This is a genomic window from Armatimonadota bacterium (assembly GCA_023511795.1).
In the GTDB taxonomy this organism is placed as follows: Bacteria; Armatimonadota; UBA5829; order DTJY01; family DTJY01; genus JAIMAU01.
Map to the genome: position 1 here is coordinate 34,789 of JAIMAU010000012.1, position 17,512 is coordinate 52,300.

Below are 17,512 nucleotides of genomic sequence, written 5' to 3' on the forward strand. Positions count from 1 at the left end.
TGCATTGTATTAGGAAAAGCCCTATTTATCGTTTAATGCTGCAACACCAGGGAGTTCTTTGCCTTCAAGGAATTCTAGCGATGCCCCACCACCAGTTGAAACATGGCTCATTTTATCCGCAAGTCCCATCTGCTCTACTGCGGCAGCGGAATCTCCGCCGCCTACTATTGTTGTTGCTGTTGATTCTGCCATGGCCTTGGCAATCCCTAATGTACCATTTGCAAAGCGTGGGTCTTCAAATACCCCCATTGGACCATTCCATACCACGGTGCGCGCAGACTTGATTTTCTGTGAAAACAGTTCTACTGTTTTCGGACCAATATCTAGGCCACGGTATCCTTCTGGGATGGCTGTTGCAGGTACAATTTTGATGTCAACATCTGCGGGGACGCCTGAGGGTATATCGAAATCTGCCGGAAGTTCGACTGCAACCACGTCTACTGGCAATTCAAGGTCTACACCAAGGGCTTTTGCCTTTTCCATTGCATTCTTTGCAAGCTCGATTCCTGGTTTATCAACCATTGAGTTTCCAACCTTATACCCCTGCGCAACCAGGAATGTATAGATCATTGCGCCGCCAATTAAAAGTGCATCAACCTTGTTGAGGAGATTTTCAATTACGGTGATTTTGTCAGAAACCTTTACACCACCAAGCACTGCAACAAAAGGCCTATCTGGATTGGAAAGCGCTTTACCTAGATACTCTATTTCTTTTTTCATTAGGAAGCCTGCAACAGCAGGAAGGTAGTGCGCAACACCCTCAGTAGAAGCATGGGCACGGTGGGCAGTGCCAAACGCATCATTTACATAGATCTCTGCTAGTGAAGCAAGCTTTTTTGCAAATTCGGGGTCGTTTTTTTCTTCCTCTTCATAAAAACGAATGTTTTCCAAAAGGATGACATCCCCGGGCTTCATCTCGCTTACGGCAGCCTCGACCTCTGGGCCTATGGCATTATTAAGCTTTTTGACCGGTTTTCCAAGAAGTTCACTGAGTCTTTTCGCAACTGGATCCAACCGCAACTTATCGCTTGGCCCTTTCGGACGTCCAAGGTGCGTTACAAGGATTATTTTCGCATTGTGGTCGATTAGGTATTTTATAGTGGGTAATGCAGCTACTATTCTGTGGTCGTCGGTGATGTTGCGATTTTCATCGAGGGGAACGTTGAAGTCAACTCTGACTAGTACTCGTTTATTGCTGACATCAATATCCTCAACATTTTTTTTGTTCATGGAAAACTCCTCCCTATAAAACGACGAATAAGATTTTCAGTGTTTCTTTATCAGGCGTCGGGATCGTTAGGTAATTATTTAAAAACTTTCACCCGACGACCCCGACCGTCCTTAGCAGAATCACCAGTTAATAGGAACTACATTCCCTTCTTTACTAGGTAGTCAATCAGGTCGGCAACGCGGCAGGAGTAACCCCATTCGTTGTCATACCATGCAAGAACTTTCGCCATATTGCCGCCGAGAACCATGGTTGAAGGACTGTCAACGATTGAGGAAAGTGAATTGCCTTTAAAGTCAACCGAGACTAGCGGTTCGTCGCAGACACCAAGGTAGCCCTTCATCTTGCCGTTCGCAGCTGCTCTCAGTGCATCGTTGATTGCATCTTCTGTTGCTTCTTTCTCAAGCTCTACAACGAGGTCAACAAGCGAAACTGTCGGGGTCGGCACTCGAAGGGCTATACCATGCATTTTGCCTTTAAGCTCAGGAATTACAAGCGAAATGGCTTTCGCAGCTCCTGTGGTTGTCGGGATTATGCTCAATGCGCCAGCCCTTGCTCGTCTTAGGTCTTTGTGAGCCTGGTCAAGAATTCTCTGGTCATTCGTGTAGGCATGAGCTGTCGTCATGAATCCCTTCACGATGCCAAAGCTATCCTGCAGTACCTTCGCTACCGGAGCGAGACAGTTGGTTGTGCATGAGGCATTTGAGATAATTGTGTGCTTTGCTGGGTCATACATGTCCTCATTTACGCCTAGAACGACAGTAATATCTTCGTTCTTCGCAGGAGCGGTAATGATGACCTTCTTGACAGAATCTCGCAGGTGAGCTTTCGCTTTTTCTGCATCGGTGAAAATACCCGTGGACTCAACGACGACCTCAACACCGTGATCGCCCCATGGAATGGCGGCAGGGTCCTTCTCAGCATAAACGAAAATCTTCTTGCCATTTACAACGATGTCTTTTTCTTCGGCAACAACATCGCCGCAGAAGATTCCATAGCTGGAGTCATACTTGAATAGGTGTGCGTTCGTCTTGGCATCCACAATGTCATTCAGGGCGACTACCTCAATTTCATCGGGGTATTTCTCAAGAATCGCCCGCAAGGTGAGTCTACCAATGCGTCCAAAACCATTGATACCAACTTTTACAGCCACCTGATAACCTCCTTTGATTTTATTTTCTAGCCTAGGAAAGTTTGTTTACCAGACCAGAAAGCACTCTAATGGTTTTTCATTCGGCTGTCGAATGAAAACCATTGTATTTTAGCCAAGGGTTGTATGTGTGTCAAGCTTTCAGCTATCTAGGCAGGAATGATTTTTCAAACACCAGCCTAATAATAGCCTGAGCAAGCTTTTGGGGGTCATGCCGTACTACTTCGGTTTCACTGATGTAATTCCCCGTTACAGGTTTATACCCCATTTCACGGATTGCATCTACATCGGGCGAAACCAGCTCAGCACCTTCGCGCTGATACTTCTCTAGTAGACGGATAGAGGGAACTTCTTTGTTCACGAGGACATAATTGAAGATGCGCTTTCCCGTATGTTCAAAAATTGCCTTTACGTGGTCAGAAGCACGATAGCCATTGGTCTCACCAGGTTGCGTCATCACATTGCATACGTAAATCTTCACAGCGTCAGAATCCATTATTGCCTCTACCATACCTTTTACTAGAAGGTTTGGAATCACACTAGTGTAGAGGCTTCCCGGACCAACAACAATAGCATTAGCAAGCCTGATTGCTTCCAAAGTTTCATCAAGCGGCATAACATCTTCCGGAAAAAGTGATATACGTTTTATTGCCAGAGGTGATTTTGTGATGTTAGTTTCGCCTTCTAAAATAGAACCATCCTCCATCTCCGCCCGAAGAACTACGTTTTGCAGAGTAGATGGTAATACGCGCCCGCGGATTGCGAGAATATTGCTTGTTTCCTTTATTGCTCTCTCAAAATCACCAGTAATGTTAGTCATGGCGGCTATTAGCAGGTTGCCAAAAGAATGGCCTGCCAACCCATCGCCTACCTCATCAAACCGATGCTGGAATAGTTCGGTCATTAGCGGTTCTGCGTCTGCCAAGGCGACAAGACAGTTCCTAATATCACCAGGAGGCAACATTCCAAACTGTCGCTGAAGTCTGCCCGAGCTACCGCCGTCATCGGTTACCGTAACAATCGCCACGATATTACTCGTGTGTTCCTTTAAACCCCTTAGGAGGGCAGAAAGGCCTGTTCCCCCGCCGATTACGACCATCCTATGTCCCTGAGCGAGATGGCGGCGCTTGTAAATTACATCGGCTAGACGGTCCTTATCCTGCGGACTTATCACGCTGGCGATGGATGCAATTACCTGCCGGAAGCTTACGAATATCAACGATAACCCAACTAAAATGAAGAGAATAGAAAGAGGGATATAGACTCTTGGTTCGCTGAGGTTTAATGGCTTTGGTAAAAACTCACTGCTCGTCTGATAGACCCAATTTGCAACATTGTTAAGGTAATCAACTACCTGAGTATTTGTAATGAGGGTAACTCCGATTATTACTAAGAACACGCCGATGGGTGTCAGGAATAACCAGCGCTTTACACGCATGCCAGGATAAAGCCATTTAAGCGCGCTTTTTAACCTTCTCTTCCATGGCATTACAACGCTACTCCTTTGCTACATCCCTGTGCTTGACAATTACTTTGTAGTTTTTACCCTTCAAAAAGGCAGCTAGCTTATTGGCTATAACGACAGACCTGTGTCTGCCCCCGGTGCATCCAATTGCTATATTCAAATATGCTTTTCCTTCATTTTCATATTGCGGCAATGAAAAATCAATTAAACCAAGAAGCCGCTGCATAAACTCTTTTGTCAATGGGTCATTGGTAACATATTCTTCAACTGGCTGGTCGCGGCCGTCGAACGGGCGCATTTCAGGCACATAATGGGGATTTATGAGGAACCGAACATCGAAAACGAGGTCTGCATCAAGTGGAAGACCCCATTTAAACCCAAAGGAAGTAACCGTTATAATTAGTCCAGCGTCCGAGCTGTCGTCTCCAAAATAAGTCACTATTTCAGTTTTTAAGCGCGCCGGGTCAAGCTCTGAGGTGTCTATCACTTTGTCGGCTAGCTCTTTCAAGTCTACAAGCATCTTTCGTTCCAATGCTATGCTCTCTAGAATGCCATGGCACCTGTCAAACAAGGGATGTTTGCGGCGCGTTTCCTTAAACCGCTGTACGAGCACCTCCTCGCTGGCATCGAGGAAGAGGATTCTAGCTTTCTTGAACCCATCGAAAAGGATTGGCAGCGCCCGCGCAAGGTCGGAAAGGAGTTCCCCCGAGCGAACATCTACCACAACAGCAATTCTTTCGTCGGCGCATTCGCTGTTTCTGCAAAACTCGCGCAAGTTCGGCAAGAGGTTTGGAGGAAGGTTATCAACGCAGAAATAACCCATGTCCTCAAACGCCCTAATCGCAAGCGTCTTTCCTGCGCCAGACATCCCTGTTACAATAACAAGCTGCATATTCCCCTACTTCCTATGTCCAATTAGATTATTTGCCAAGCCGCTGATTATTCCCATTACAATCGAGCCGAATAATGCCGCAAGCGGCCCCTTCACTACAAAACCGGGAACAAGCTGGCCGGCAAGCCAAAACATCAAGCCGTTGATAAGAAATGTAAATATCCCAAGCGTTAGGCAATTCAACGGAAGCGTGAGGATTACTACAATGGGCCTGATTAGTGCATTTATAATCCCAAGAATTACCACCGCAAGCAAAGCTGAAAATGCGCCAGTAAGTCGAATTTCCAATCCAACCTTTTGAGCCAAAAACGCAGTTGCATACAAAGCCAACACGCTAATTAGCCACCTAATCGCTAAGCCTTTCATCTAGCCGTACCCCTACCCTATTCAAAACAAAAAATTGCCAAAACTCTACACAACTGCCGCACGTTCTAATTCAAGCAGTCTTGCCTTCATGTCAATGCCACCACTAAATCCGCCCAGCTCGCCATTTGATTTTATCACGCGGTGACATGGGATTATAAGCGGGATTGGGTTTTTGGCAAGCGATTGACCGACCGCGCGATACGCCCCCACTCTTCCAATCCTTTCAGCAACCCAAGCGTAAGATCGAACATCTCCATACCCAATCTCCGACGTGGCATCCCAAACAAGGCGGTCAAATTCATTCTGCCCGCTTAAATCTACCTCACAATTGAAGTTAACAGTCTCCCCCTTAAAATAACGAATGATTTGCTCAGCAATTGAATCTAAATCACTATCTGATTCGATAGCAAGCTCACTCGTTCCTTTAATTAGCCTGCAATAAGCCTCATCCCTAGTAACTACCGGGAGCGAAAGCCTGCAAATGCGACCGTCGGCATCTCCAAGTAATCCAACCCAGCCAAAACAGGTGTGTATCAATCTGTATATCTTTTTGGTCATTTCTTAACTATTCTTTAACCGTTCGTGTATTTCCTCTGCAATCGGTTTGGTTATGCCAGGCACCTTGAGAAGGTCCTCGATGCTAGCTTGCTTTATAGCCACAACCGAACCAAACTGTTTTATGAGCGCCCTCCGACGCTTCGGCCCAATCCCTGGAATGTCGTCAAGCAGTGATTTCTTTGCCTTCTTCTCGCGAAGCTTTTGGTGATATGCGAGCGCAAACCTGTGAGCCTCATCGCGGATTTGCTGCAAAAGATGCAGTGCCTTCGAATCGGGTGGAAGAAGCATCGGCTCAGGTCTTTCGGGGACGTAGATTTCCTCAAACTGCTTCGCCAGCCCAACAACTGGAATCGTCAGCCCCGCCTCCGAAAGCACCTCTAGAGCGGTGTTCAGCTGGCCTCTACCACCATCAATCAACAGAAGGTCCGGCAAATTGGCGAATCTTTCTTCCTCTTTCTTCGCAAATCTTCGCCGGAGAACTTCGCGCATCATCCCGTAGTCATCCGGTTGGTCGATTGTTCTAATCTTGAAACGGCGGTAGTCCGACTTCGCAGGCATTCCGTCCTCGAAGACAACCATTGACCCAACTGCTTGCATCCCTTGGATATTTGATATATCGTATGCCTCAATGCGACGCGGAAGCTTGGGTAGCTCCAATACTTCCATCAACGCCCCCACCATTTCCATCTTGCGCGATTCATCCTCGGCCGAGAGCTCTGCTTCCCGTTCCGCGGCAAGCGCCGCATTGACCGCCGCCATCTCCACAATTTTCTTCTTCTCACCACGCCGCGGGTAAGTCAGACGAACCGCCCCGCCCCGCTTAATCTTCAGCCACTCCTCAATTACTTCTCTGTCCGGAAGCTCGTGCGAAATGAGTATCTCCGGTGGAACGCTTGCGCCCCTGCCGTAGTACTGCTTGACGAACTCCTCCAGCGCATGCTCAGCCGTCTCATCGGTTATCCCCTCCATGAAAAACGTTTCCTGCCCAATGAGACGCCCAGACCTAATAAAGAAAACTTGGACGCATGCAGTTCCATTCTTGGTCGCCAGAGAGATAACGTCTTGCTCCGCATGCGCAGTGCTGATTATCTTCTGCCTTTCAACTACCTTGTTAATAGCTTCGATTTGGTCCCGCAGACGAGCCGCTCTCTCAAACTCAAGATTCTCAGCCGCCAGCTCCATTTCCGCGACCATCCGCTTCACCAGCGATTCGTGCCGCCCCTCGAGAAATAGGCAGGTGTCCCGTACCAGGATGGCATATTCCTCAGCGCCAATCTTCCCCGAACAAGGAGAAAGGCACTGCTCAAGATGGTAGTTCAAACACGGCCTGTCTTGCTCAGAACCACTAAGCTTTTTGTTGCAGCTTCGTATCTTGAAGACCTTCCGTATTAGGCGCTGGGTGTCCCGCACTGCTTCCGAGTTCGTGTAAGGCCCAAAATACTTGTTTCCGTCCTGCTTCGACCGGCGAGTTATGACTACGCGGGGAAAAGGTTCGCTCAAAGTTACGCACAGGTATGGATAATGCTTGTCATCCCGCAGGCGCACGTTGTAGCGCGGCCGATGCTGTTTGATTAGGTTGCATTCGAGCATCAGCGCCTCAACTTCGCTGTCGGTAACCAGCCAATCAACGTCGGCAACCTTCGCAATCATTGCTGACACCTTCGCAGGATGCATCTGCCCTTTTTGAAAATATGAGCGGACGCGCGCACGAAGCGAAGCGGCTTTTCCAACGTAGATGACCTCTCCACGCTCGTCTTTCATCATATAAGCCCCGGGCTTCGCCGGCACGTGGGCTAATTTCTTCTCTAGGTCTGCGTTCATCTTACTCTAACTGCCTTCAAAAGGGAACTTAGGGAGTCTTTTAGCAAAGTTAACAAAAACGAATGGCTTTCTTCTTCCCTACTGCGAGACGTTCAGCACACGTTTCAAGAACTGTCCGGTGTATGAAGCCTCGACTCTCGAAACTTCCTCCGGTGTTCCGCATGCAATCACCTGCCCGCCGTTCTCGCCGCCCTCAGGTCCAAGGTCAATGATGTAGTCCGCACTCTTGATTACATCGAGGTTGTGCTCGATTACGATTACAGTATTCCCAGCATCTACCAAGCGATTCAATACATCAAGTAGTTTTTGGATGTCCGCAAAGTGAAGGCCAGTCGTCGGCTCGTCTAGTATGTAGAGCGTCCGCCCTGTGCTTCTTTTAGAGAGCTCTGCGGCAAGTTTCACCCGCTGTGCCTCTCCGCCAGAAAGCGTTGTCGCTGGTTGCCCAAGCTTTATATAGTCCAACCCAACGTCGTGGATTGTCTGCAACCGCCGTGTAATCGAGGGGATGTTCTTGAAGAACTCGAGCGCAGTGCTGACAGTCATGTCCAAAACGTCGGCAATGTTCTTCCCCTTGTATCTTACCTCCAGCGTCTCCCTATTATACCGCTTCCCCTTGCATACTTCGCACGGCACATACACATCAGGAAGAAAGTGCATCTCTATTTTGATGATGCCATCGCCCCGACACGCCTCACACCTCCCGCCTTTTACGTTGAAGCTAAAGCGGCCCGGTTTGTAGCCCCTAACACGCGCGTCCGGAGTGCTTGCAAAAAGGTCGCGGATTAAATCAAACGCTCCGGTGTAAGTTGCAGGGTTTGAGCGCGGCGTTCTACCAATAGGAGACTGGTCTATATCAATTATCTTGTCAATGTGTTCAATTCCCGTAATCTCATCATGCTCGCCCCAAGAGCCGTGAGAGCCGTGCAACTGATACATAAGCCGCGGGTAGAGCGTTTCTTGAAGGAGCGTGCTCTTACCAGACCCGGACACGCCAGTGACGCAAATGAAAGTCCCCAGGGGAAATCTTACGTTAATATTCTTAAGATTGTGCTGCCGTGCACCTTTGATTTCAATGAACTCACCGCTCGGCTTCCTCCGCTTTCTAGGAACGGGAATCCTCTTGACGCCGCTGAGGTACTGCCCTGTAATTGAGTCCTTATGCTTGATAACGTCTTCCGGCGTGCCAGAAACGACAATCCACCCGCCTCGCTCGCCTGCGCCAGGCCCTATGTCAATTATGTGGTCCGCACTGCGGATGGTCTCCTCGTCGTGTTCAACCACGATGATTGTGTTGCCGAGGTCCCTCAGCTTGATAAGCGTGTCTATCAGCTTTCTATTGTCGCGCTGATGCAGTCCAATGCTCGGCTCATCGAGTATATAAATGACGCCCATCAGTCCAGAGCCAATCTGCGTCGCTAGACGAATCCTCTGCGCCTCTCCACCCGCCAACGTGGCGGCGGGACGGTCGAGCGTGAGGTAGTTGAGCCCGACGTTAATGAGAAAACCCAGCCTAGTCTTAATCTCCTTTATGACCTGCCGCGCGATTACGTATTCCCGCTCGCTAAGTTTTATCTCGTCGAAATAGCGATAGGCTTCCTCAACAGTAAGTGCGCTCACCTCCGATATGTTCATTCCGTTGATTGTTACCGCAAGGCTTTCCGGCTTAAGACGCAGTCCGTTGCACGAAGGACACTTCCGCGTAGACATGTATCTCTCGGTCTCCTCGCGCACAATCTGCGACGTCGTCTCTTTGTAACGTCGGTCCAGGATGTTTACAATCCCTTCGTACGTCGTTTCAAAGCGCCTTATCCGCCCATAACGGTTTCTGAACGTCACACAAACGGGGTGCTCAGTGCCGTAAAGAATTGCGTTGACTTGTTCATCGGTGAGCTCCCTTATGGGAGTCCGCGTGGAGAAGCCTAGAGCCTCAGCCAACCCAGAGAGCAAAGCCGGGTAATACTCGCTAACTGCCCTGCGGAGCGGTGCAATAGCGCCCTCCTCGATAGAAAGATTTTTGTCCGGTATGATAAGGTTTGGGTCAAGCTCCGTATGCGTTCCCAACCCGTGGCAGTCGGGGCAAGCGCCGTAGGGACTGTTGAACGAGAAGTTCCTTGGGGCAATCTCCCCAAGGCTAATCCCGCACTCGGTGCAGGCAAAATGTTCGGAGAAAAGCATCTCCTCGCCGTCAATGACGTCAATGCCAACCGTGCCCTGCCCCATCTTAAGCGCGGCCTCAACAGAATCTGCCAACCGCTTTTCAATCCCCGGCTTAACAATGAGACGGTCGACGACGACGTCTATCCAATGTTGCTTATACCTGTCAAGTTCGATGTCATCGGTTACTTCGTAGGTCTTCCCGTCCACACGAACGCGCACATAGCCTTCCTTTCGGATGTCCTCGAATACATGTCTGTACTCGCCCTTGCGGCCGCGAACCACGGGCGCTAGAACTTGTATCCTAGCGCCTTCAGGAAGAGCCATAATCGCGTCCGCCATTTGCTCAACCGTTTGTTGGGCGATCTCCCTGCCGCATTTCGGACAGTGCGGCTTCCCAATCCTTGCAAAAAGAAGCCTAAGGTAGTCGTATATCTCTGTAACCGTCCCAACAGTCGAACGAGGATTTTTCGTCGTCGATTTTTGGTCGATGGAGACCGCTGGAGAAAGTCCCTCAATGTAATCAACGTCGGGCTTATCCGCTTGACCGAGGAACTGCCGAGCGTAAGCGCTCAACGACTCGACGTAACGCCTTTGGCCCTCAGCGTAAATCGTGTCGAAGGCAAGGGAAGACTTGCCCGACCCGGATACGCCCGTGATAACGACAAACCTATCCCGCGGAATCTCAACATCAATATTTTTCAGATTGTGTTCTCTTGCGCCGCGGATGATTATGCTGTCGGTCGCCATTTCTCGCTTTCCCGTAGTTTTGTGCGAACATTCATTCTACCAAAAATGCAGGCTCAGGTCAATGCGACGTGCCTTTTCCGCCCGCTGGCGACCCTTTCGATTCCATCTTCGCAGAGAATTGGCGGCTTACACCGCGCACCCCTGCCGCTTGCCAAAACCTCTTGTGAACCTGCGAAAGTGTCTAGGTTTCTTGCGATTTGCTTTACATTCTCTGACACTTAAAACGCCGGCCCGCCTTTCGAAGTTCGCCCGCCTGCCTACTCGCCCAATCCTGCCGCCACCAAAGCGGTGCAGTCCTCCCGCCCGATGTTCGCATCCCCCAACCCGCAGGTCAAGCAGGCGAAAAAGGTTCGTTAATTGGCACAGCAAAGCAAAAGGCGGGGGAACGTCCCCGCCCTTCGCTCTACCCTTGTTTGACAGCCTGACAACCGCCAAAGACTACGCAACCAAAAGGCCGCCAGCCGCGATTGTCGCCGGCGTGGACACATTACCAACGTCCGACGCCCTTGTGCCGCGGTACTGCACGACGTAAGTATAATCAGCCGCGGGCCCATTGATTATGTCAATGTAGGGCGAAGCGGTCTCAAAGGCGATGAGTGTGTACTCTTCCTCACCATTCTTTTTCCTATAGATATTGCATCCCCTAGCCCACGATGGCTTGCCGTTGTACTTCTCATTTGCCGGGGCAGTGCCAAAGTGAACCATAATCTTCCCCGGAACCGCTTCGAGGTAAATATCTGGAACTTCCTCGCCCGGCATTGCATTCGTTCGCGCATCATCCTTAACAGGAAGCCCAAGCGCCGCCCTTATTTCGTTCGTCATCGCCGGATGGTTGTTTATTCTTCTTACAAGAGGGCGCAGTATTTCAATACTATTCTTCCTTACCGCTTTCTTCGCCTCTGTGGCTTGCCTAGCGGCCGCCTGCCGTGTTACGTGCGTCGAGAGAGCACCGTCAAATATTATCTTCGCTTCATCAAGCGGCGTGAAGTCGCTCATTTGCAACCCGAAGTCTGCCAAATGCTCCTGAAGCACCGCCAGGAAGTTCGCAAGCCATGCAACGTACTGCGAGTCATTTCTCGGTACATAATCTGCCATTCTATTTTCCTCCTCAGATTTGTTTAATCATCAAGTGCCCCCTCCAGAAAGTTTGGCGGCTTCGCAGATATATTTCAATGCGGGTTGAAATTGCTTGCCAGCATTTCTTGCGTAATTCTACCTCCCTCCAACCTCTTCCCACCTTAGTACAAATCTTTTGTACTTTTGTGCAATCTTTTTGTACTTTTGTACAACATTTTTGTACTTCGGTACAACACTTTTGTACTTCGGTACAACACTTTTGTACCGCGGTACAACATTTTTGTACTTCGGTACAACACTTTTGTACTGCCGTACAATTCTTTTGCACAAGTCTTTTACAATCTTGCACGATGGTACATCAGGCTTGTACTGCAGTTGGATGACGCTGGAGAGAGTCCCAATTCTTTCCCCAAAAAGCAGGAGCAACTTCTAGCGCTTTCTCTGTTCAACCGCTGTCCCCATCTAAAAGTACGACAGCTGATGATTTAATCGAATTATCAGTTAAAAACTGCTGAATCTTTAGTAAACAAATAATATTTTATTAATAAACCTCTTATCTTTTCTGAATTGTCAGATTGCCCAGCTTGCCAAGAAGTTTGCAAGACAAAGGGACTAAATAGCAATCTGGCGTACAATTTTCGCAAACTGAATGAAGGATTAAGATGACCTGCGCAATAAGTTATCCAAAGGCTGTTCGAACATGCCTAATTCACAATGCTTGAAGCAAAGGAGAACCACATGGTAGGCGAACGCAAGATTAAGTGTGCAGTCGTGGGATACGGCGGCGCATTCAACATGGGAAAAGCTCATGCACAGTGGATGAACGATACGGGGCGGATGATAACCGTTGCCGCCTGCGACATCAACCCTGAAAGGATGGAAGCGGCAAAGAGAGACTTTCCCAACATCCAAACTTACACCGACATCGACGATATGCTCAAGAAGAGCGACGCCGAGCTTGTCGTCATCGTTACCCCGCACAACACCCATGCCGTTCTAGGGCTAAAGGCAATCGAGGCAGGAAAGCACGTCGTTTTGGAAAAGCCCATGTGCCTCACTGTAGAAGAGGCAACCAAAATGATAGAAGCCGCTAAAAAAGCTGGTGTAACGCTCACAACGTTTCACAACAGGAGGCACGACGGCGACTTCATGATGATTAAGGAAATCATCGAAAAGGGCTTAATTGGAGAAGTCTTCCACATCGAGGCTTTTATTGGCGGCTACAGTAAACCCGGGTCTTGGTGGAGAAGCGACAAGGAGATTTCGGGTGGATGCCTGTACGACTGGGGTGCGCACTTTGTGGACTGGATACTCAACCTCATCCCCGAAAAAATAGAGAATGTTACTGGCTTTTTCCACAAGCGCGTTTGGCATGATGTAACTAACGAAGACCAGACGCAGGCGATTATCAGGTTTAGGAACGGGGCGATGGCGGATTTGCAGGTCTCCAACATCGCGCGGCTTCCGAAGCCAAAGTTTCGCATTCTCGGCACAAAAGGTGCAATTATTGACGAATGGAAAGGAACGCTTAGGCTTTCGACGGAGATTGAGGGCATCCCGATTGACACAGAGGTGAAGTACAAAGAAAGCACTTGGCACGAGTATTACCCGAATCTTGCCGCTCATCTTCTCGACGGCGCGCCGCTGGAGGTAACGCCCGAATCTTCTCGCCGCGTTATCGCCGTCATTGAAACTGCGGAGAAATCGGCAAAAAGCGGGAAGGCTGAGCCTGTACCGTATGAGTAGGCAGTTCGCAGACCGCCAAACGATGAGCGAAGCTTGCCGAAGCAATTAGAAAAGCACTCTGAACTTCTGGGCAAACCAAACAAGCTAATCCATGGGGAGCACTGCGTTGTCGATGAGCCTTGTACTTCCGATGCGGACTGCGAGGAGGAGGACAACAGGCTTTGAGATTTCCACCACGGGCGCGAGGTTGTCGGGGTCGCGGACGGCAACATAGTCTATGCGCGCAAGAGGTTCTTTGCGGATGTATTCTTCAACCTCGTGCTCAAGCCGCTTTCCGTCTGTGAGCCCGTATTTGACAAGCTCATTTGCGTATTGGAGAGCCTTGTAGAGGACAACGGCGGCGCGGCGCTCCTCATTATTTAGGTACGTGTTCCTAGAAGACATCGCAAGGCCGTCTTCTTCGCGGATGATTGGCATGGGAACAATCTCAATGGGTAGATTGAGGTCGTTCACCATTTTCTTAACGACAAGAAGCTGTTGATAGTCTTTCAGCCCGAAGTAAGCACGGTCGGCAGGTAGGATGTTAAAGAGCTTGAGCACGACGGTTGCGACTCCTCTAAAGTGGCCTGGGCGGAACTCGCCCTCCAAAGTTTCGGTAATGCCTTCCACGTTTACAAAAGTGGCATAACCTTCGGGGTACATCTCCTCAACAGATGGGTTGAAGATTACATCAACCCCCACCTCTTCAGCCAGGCGGGCGTCGCGGTCGACATCGCGGGGGTATCGTGCGAAATCCTCGTTCGGGCCGAACTGGGCGGGGTTGACAAAGAGGCTAACAACTACGACATCGTTTTCCACCCTTGCGCGCCGCATGAGGGAAAGATGGCCCTCGTGGAAGTAGCCCATGGTGGGCACTAGGCCTATTTTCTTCCCTTCACGACGGGCGTTCGAAATGTATTCTCTTGCTTCGTTGATTGTGTGCAGAATCAACATTTTATCTTTAAACTTTTCCGACCTGCGGCGCTGATGATTCGGCAAGCGCCCCAGCCACTCCGCAGGCGGGTGCATTCTTTCTGCCTACGAGCTGTGCTCAGGGCCTGGGAATTTACCCGACTTCACTTCCTCGATGTACGTTTTGAATGCATTCATAACGGTTTCGAAAAGGTGGACATATTCCTTGACATGCTTAAACTTGACGCCGTACAAGCCGAGCATATCGTAGGAGACCAGCACTTGGCCGTCGCAGTGCGGACCCGCGCCGATGCCAATAGTGGGAACCGAAAGCGCCTCTGTTATTTGCTTTGCCAGCTCGCGGGGCACCTTTTCCAAGACAATTGCAAAAACGCCGGCGTCTTGTAGAGCAATGGCGTCCCTCATAATCTTCTCTGCCTCCTCTTCTGTACGGCCGTGCACCCGCGGACCGCCGAATACAGCGGCCGACATCGGAAGCATGCCAAGGTGTCCCATCACGGGAATCCCCGCGTCAACAATTTTCTTAACGGCATCAATCACGTTCTGCCCACCGCCTTCGAGCTTCACGGCAAGAGTAAGAGCCTCGGTAGCGGGTCTGCCAGCCTCCAAGGGCGGTGTGATGGCGCCCGCCTCTTTTGCAAATCGGGCCGCATTCCGAAGAGCTTCGTCCGGGCCCAGTTGGAAGCTCATAAACGGCATATCAGCGACAACCATCGCACGTCTAACTCCTCGGACGACTGCTTTGACGTGGTGGAGCATGTCATCCATAGTTACAGGGAGCGTTGTCTCGTAGCCCAACACGACTTGACCCAAGGAATCCCCGACGAGAATTACATCCACCCCTGCGGCATCCATTAGCTTTGCCATGGAGAAATCGTACGCGGTGAGGCATGTAATTTTCTCCCCCGCGCGCTTCATTTTTATTAAGGTTTGCGTAGTTACCGTGGACCCGTTCATTTTTACTCCTTGTTATCGCAGTTTCATCGTGCGCTTTCCGAAGGCTTGCGCCTATTCTTCAATCGGCTTCGCTAGCGGCTTAAGGCATTCCGCATGCTCACCTGGCGGCTCCTACCAGCCGGGACGGAATGTGTCCCCAATTCCCCAGCCAATCAAGATGGCAGGAAACGCCAGGTTGCCTCCAAACATCAAGACCTGGCTTCTGCCAACTGAATACATTATAGCCGCAATCGCCACCAAAATAAAAGTGGCGGCGAAAGCCCGCGCAACACTCTTCGAAATGCTTTCTTGAAAGGAGCCAAACAAAATATAAATAAATGCCGCAAGGTAGAAATTGAAGAAGTTAATAAGAACCAAAAGGAGCCCAATCGGATAATTCATCGGGCGGCTTCCGCCAACGTAGATGGATTGGAATACCAATTCGTCGTCAATGCGGCCAACCCAGTCATTTAGGGCGAGAAGAAAGCCAAATATCACTCCATTAATCAGCAAGACCGCGATAAGCATGGTGTTCCACTTGCCAATAAAAGGCAGATACTGCGCCAGCACTTGCAGTGGGGGTTCGGCGGAGATAGACAGCAGGATGAATAAGATGCCAGCAATCGAAACGCCGATTAGATTCAGCCCTATTCTGAAGGCGACTTGCTGTTCGATTGACTTAACGCCGCTAACGCCGGGCTTCCTAGTGCGGGCAAGTTTCCTCAAGAGCGCCTCGGCTTCCGCATTTCGGGGATCGAGTTGGAGGACCATGGTATACATTGCGATAGCCTCATCAATGCGTCCCTGCATGCGGTAAATGTTTGCCAACATGAGGTGAGCTCGGATGTGCCGCCTGTCAATTGAGATAATTTGCCTGCAAATGTTGGCGGCGGTGCGAAACTGGGCGGTAGCGAATGCACGTTCTGCTTCCATGAAGAGCCGAGTAATATCCGAGGATTCGGCATAAGTTTTGCCGTGCTGTTGAGCCCCGTGAGGGGGCGGCGGCTCTCTGCGGGGAGGCACGCGCATCATTTCGGCATCGAGCTGTGCGTCGTAGATAATGCGCCTATCCGGATTGCTGAGCGTTTGATAAGCTTCGGTGATTTCGATGAAAGCGGCCTTCGCCGCCGCTTTGTCTTTCGCAACGTCGGGATGGTACTGGCGGACGAGGTAACGGTAGCGGCGCTTGATTTGTTCGGGCGTCGCCGACCTTGGCACTCCTAGGATTTCGTAGTAATTTCGCTTGCCATGCATAAGAAATCGCTAGTGTTTGAGTATATTTGAATAGTAGCTTGAGTAGAAATTGACCACAATTTTTCCAATATAAGCGGCAACTCCTAGAAACAAGAGCACACTGCCGACAACGGTCAACTGGACGACGGCAACTTGTGCGTCGCTTTCCACATATTCTGCCACCTTCTCGAGCATCGAGTCCACCCTCCCGCTTTGCTCGCCGGTCCTGAGCATTTCCAGCGCGGTGGGAGGTATAACGTACGTGCGCTCAAGCGATTCGAAGAGCGTCCTGCCCTGTCTTAGATTGGGAACCGCCTTATTAAGTTTGGAAGTCAGATAATAATTTCCGGCGGCTTTCGAAGCATGTTCGACGGCTTGCGCCGCTGGTACGCCCGCGGCATAAAGCGCGGCGAGGGCGCGGTAAAATCTTGCGAGAGCCAACATTCTCACAACGGACCCCACCCTAGGAATGGTGAGCTTAAGCACATCAATCATGTACCTAAAGGACACAATTTGGGTGAGGATTCTAGAAGCCACCCAAAGGGCTAGCAAGACGATGATAATCGGGACAAGCAAGTTCAGGCACGATTTAATATATTCCCTAAGGCTTCCAAGAATGAGGATAAGAATGTTGGGAATGAAGATAAGCGCAACAACAAGAATCTTCGGGTAGAAAGTAGCGATGCTGAGCTTTCGACGAACGTTCACCTCGCGCTCCATATATTCGGCGATTCTTTCGAGGATTTTGTCGAGGTTTCCGCTTTCTTCAGCGGCGCGCAGGAGGCTTATATGAAGCTCAGGAAAAACCCACGGATAGCGTGAGAAAGAATCGCTAAGCTTGCCGCCAGATTGGATGAGCGGGAGGACCTCGCGCGCAATTTTTCTTAACACCCAGCTCCCGCCTTGTTTCTGAAGCATGCTAATCGCCTGGACAATCGTCATGCCAGAGTTCACCATTGCGGCGAATTGGCGATAAAACACAGCAAGCTGAATAGGAGACGCACTGGCGAAAATTGGATTAACAAACAATCGAACAAAGAGCGCAAGGGGACTCAAGCCTGCCGCCCTAGGTTCGCTTTCTTTCTGGATATTGAGTATAAAGTAGCCCATTTCACGCAGGCGAGTCGAGGCTTCGCGTTCGTCGTTCGCATCCATAAAGCCGTCAATCGTTTTGCCAGCTTTATCTTTGACTTTGTACTTAAATAATGTCATGGCTCTTCCTCA

The 17,512-nt window shown here is 50.0% G+C and carries 15 protein-coding genes; 1 reads left to right on the forward strand and 14 read right to left on the reverse strand.

Annotated elements, in window-relative coordinates; translation table 11 throughout:
• Positions 1-21: 21 nt before the first annotated feature.
• The 10 genes from K6T99_10075 to K6T99_10120 form a co-directional block, all read right to left on the reverse strand.
• Positions 22-1,230, reverse strand: coding sequence for a phosphoglycerate kinase (locus tag K6T99_10075; protein MCL6520167.1), 1,209 nt, complete (start codon positions 1,228-1,230; stop codon positions 22-24).
• Positions 1,231-1,367: 137 nt separating this feature from the next.
• Complete coding sequence (gene gap / locus K6T99_10080) at positions 1,368-2,381, reverse strand: type I glyceraldehyde-3-phosphate dehydrogenase (protein MCL6520168.1); 1,014 nt, start codon at positions 2,379-2,381, stop codon at positions 1,368-1,370.
• A 142-nt stretch (positions 2,382-2,523) separates the two neighbouring features.
• On the reverse strand, positions 2,524-3,867 hold the full coding sequence (locus tag K6T99_10085; GenBank protein ID MCL6520169.1) for a YvcK family protein: 1,344 nt from the start codon (positions 3,865-3,867) through the stop codon (positions 2,524-2,526).
• Positions 3,868-3,874: 7 nt separating this feature from the next.
• Positions 3,875-4,735: an RNase adapter RapZ gene (rapZ, locus tag K6T99_10090; protein ID MCL6520170.1), complete on the reverse strand. Its 861-nt coding sequence runs from the start codon at positions 4,733-4,735 to the stop codon at positions 3,875-3,877.
• Positions 4,736-4,741: 6 nt separating this feature from the next.
• Positions 4,742-5,101, reverse strand: coding sequence for a phage holin family protein (locus K6T99_10095; GenBank protein MCL6520171.1), 360 nt, complete (start codon positions 5,099-5,101; stop codon positions 4,742-4,744).
• Positions 5,102-5,146: 45 nt separating this feature from the next.
• Positions 5,147-5,659 carry a methylated-DNA--[protein]-cysteine S-methyltransferase gene (locus tag K6T99_10100; GenBank protein MCL6520172.1) on the reverse strand — a complete coding sequence of 171 codons (513 nt, stop codon included), beginning with the start codon at positions 5,657-5,659 and terminating at the stop codon, positions 5,147-5,149.
• A 3-nt stretch (positions 5,660-5,662) separates the two neighbouring features.
• Complete coding sequence (gene uvrC / locus K6T99_10105; GenBank protein MCL6520173.1) at positions 5,663-7,480, reverse strand: excinuclease ABC subunit UvrC; 1,818 nt, start codon at positions 7,478-7,480, stop codon at positions 5,663-5,665.
• 78 nt (positions 7,481-7,558) lie between these two features.
• The gene (gene uvrA / locus K6T99_10110; GenBank protein ID MCL6520174.1) at positions 7,559-10,384 is read right to left on the reverse strand and encodes an excinuclease ABC subunit UvrA; all 2,826 of its coding nucleotides are present in this window, start codon (positions 10,382-10,384) and stop codon (positions 7,559-7,561) included.
• 53 nt (positions 10,385-10,437) lie between these two features.
• On the reverse strand, positions 10,438-10,602 hold the full coding sequence (locus tag K6T99_10115; GenBank protein MCL6520175.1) for a hypothetical protein: 165 nt from the start codon (positions 10,600-10,602) through the stop codon (positions 10,438-10,440).
• A 220-nt stretch (positions 10,603-10,822) separates the two neighbouring features.
• On the reverse strand, positions 10,823-11,479 hold the full coding sequence (locus K6T99_10120; GenBank protein MCL6520176.1) for a hypothetical protein: 657 nt from the start codon (positions 11,477-11,479) through the stop codon (positions 10,823-10,825).
• 720 nt (positions 11,480-12,199) lie between these two features.
• Here K6T99_10120 and K6T99_10125 point away from each other — a divergent pair.
• Positions 12,200-13,207 carry a Gfo/Idh/MocA family oxidoreductase gene (locus K6T99_10125; protein ID MCL6520177.1) on the forward strand — a complete coding sequence of 336 codons (1,008 nt, stop codon included), beginning with the start codon at positions 12,200-12,202 and terminating at the stop codon, positions 13,205-13,207.
• Positions 13,208-13,291: 84 nt separating this feature from the next.
• Here the strand turns inward: K6T99_10125 and panC are convergent, their stop codons facing one another.
• The 4 genes from panC to K6T99_10145 all read right to left on the reverse strand — a co-directional run bounded on the left by panC (position 13,292) and on the right by K6T99_10145 (position 17,500).
• Positions 13,292-14,140: a pantoate--beta-alanine ligase gene (gene panC / locus K6T99_10130; protein ID MCL6520178.1), complete on the reverse strand. Its 849-nt coding sequence runs from the start codon at positions 14,138-14,140 to the stop codon at positions 13,292-13,294.
• Positions 14,141-14,224: 84 nt separating this feature from the next.
• Entirely contained in the window at positions 14,225-15,076 is an 852-nt protein-coding gene (gene panB / locus K6T99_10135) for a 3-methyl-2-oxobutanoate hydroxymethyltransferase (protein MCL6520179.1), read from the reverse strand.
• 111 nt (positions 15,077-15,187) lie between these two features.
• Positions 15,188-16,309: a DnaJ domain-containing protein gene (locus K6T99_10140; GenBank protein ID MCL6520180.1), complete on the reverse strand. Its 1,122-nt coding sequence runs from the start codon at positions 16,307-16,309 to the stop codon at positions 15,188-15,190.
• Positions 16,310-16,318: 9 nt separating this feature from the next.
• Positions 16,319-17,500 (reverse strand): type II secretion system F family protein, encoded by a 1,182-nt coding sequence (locus K6T99_10145; GenBank protein MCL6520181.1) that lies wholly within the window; start codon positions 17,498-17,500, stop codon positions 16,319-16,321.
• Between the last annotated feature and the right edge of the window lie 12 nt (positions 17,501-17,512).

Bases quoted from the DNA above. Each gene is read 5' to 3' on its own strand.
- K6T99_10075 (MCL6520167.1), bottom strand. From the start codon at position 1,230: ATGAACAAAAAAAATGTTGAGGATATTGATGTCAGCAATAAACGAGTA.
- K6T99_10085 (MCL6520169.1), bottom strand. From the start codon at position 3,867: ATGCCATGGAAGAGAAGGTTAAAAAGCGCGCTTAAATGGCTTTATCCT.
- rapZ (MCL6520170.1), bottom strand. From the start codon at position 4,735: ATGCAGCTTGTTATTGTAACAGGGATGTCTGGCGCAGGAAAGACGCTT.
- K6T99_10095 (MCL6520171.1), bottom strand. From the start codon at position 5,101: ATGAAAGGCTTAGCGATTAGGTGGCTAATTAGCGTGTTGGCTTTGTAT.
- K6T99_10100 (MCL6520172.1), bottom strand. From the start codon at position 5,659: ATGACCAAAAAGATATACAGATTGATACACACCTGTTTTGGCTGGGTT.
- uvrC (MCL6520173.1), bottom strand. From the start codon at position 7,480: ATGAACGCAGACCTAGAGAAGAAATTAGCCCACGTGCCGGCGAAGCCC.
- uvrA (MCL6520174.1), bottom strand. From the start codon at position 10,384: ATGGCGACCGACAGCATAATCATCCGCGGCGCAAGAGAACACAATCTG.
- K6T99_10120 (MCL6520176.1), bottom strand. From the start codon at position 11,479: ATGGCAGATTATGTACCGAGAAATGACTCGCAGTACGTTGCATGGCTT.
- K6T99_10125 (MCL6520177.1), top strand. From the start codon at position 12,200: ATGGTAGGCGAACGCAAGATTAAGTGTGCAGTCGTGGGATACGGCGGC.
- panC (MCL6520178.1), bottom strand. From the start codon at position 14,140: ATGTTGATTCTGCACACAATCAACGAAGCAAGAGAATACATTTCGAAC.
- panB (MCL6520179.1), bottom strand. From the start codon at position 15,076: ATGAACGGGTCCACGGTAACTACGCAAACCTTAATAAAAATGAAGCGC.
- K6T99_10140 (MCL6520180.1), bottom strand. From the start codon at position 16,309: ATGCATGGCAAGCGAAATTACTACGAAATCCTAGGAGTGCCAAGGTCG.
- K6T99_10145 (MCL6520181.1), bottom strand. From the start codon at position 17,500: ATGACATTATTTAAGTACAAAGTCAAAGATAAAGCTGGCAAAACGATT.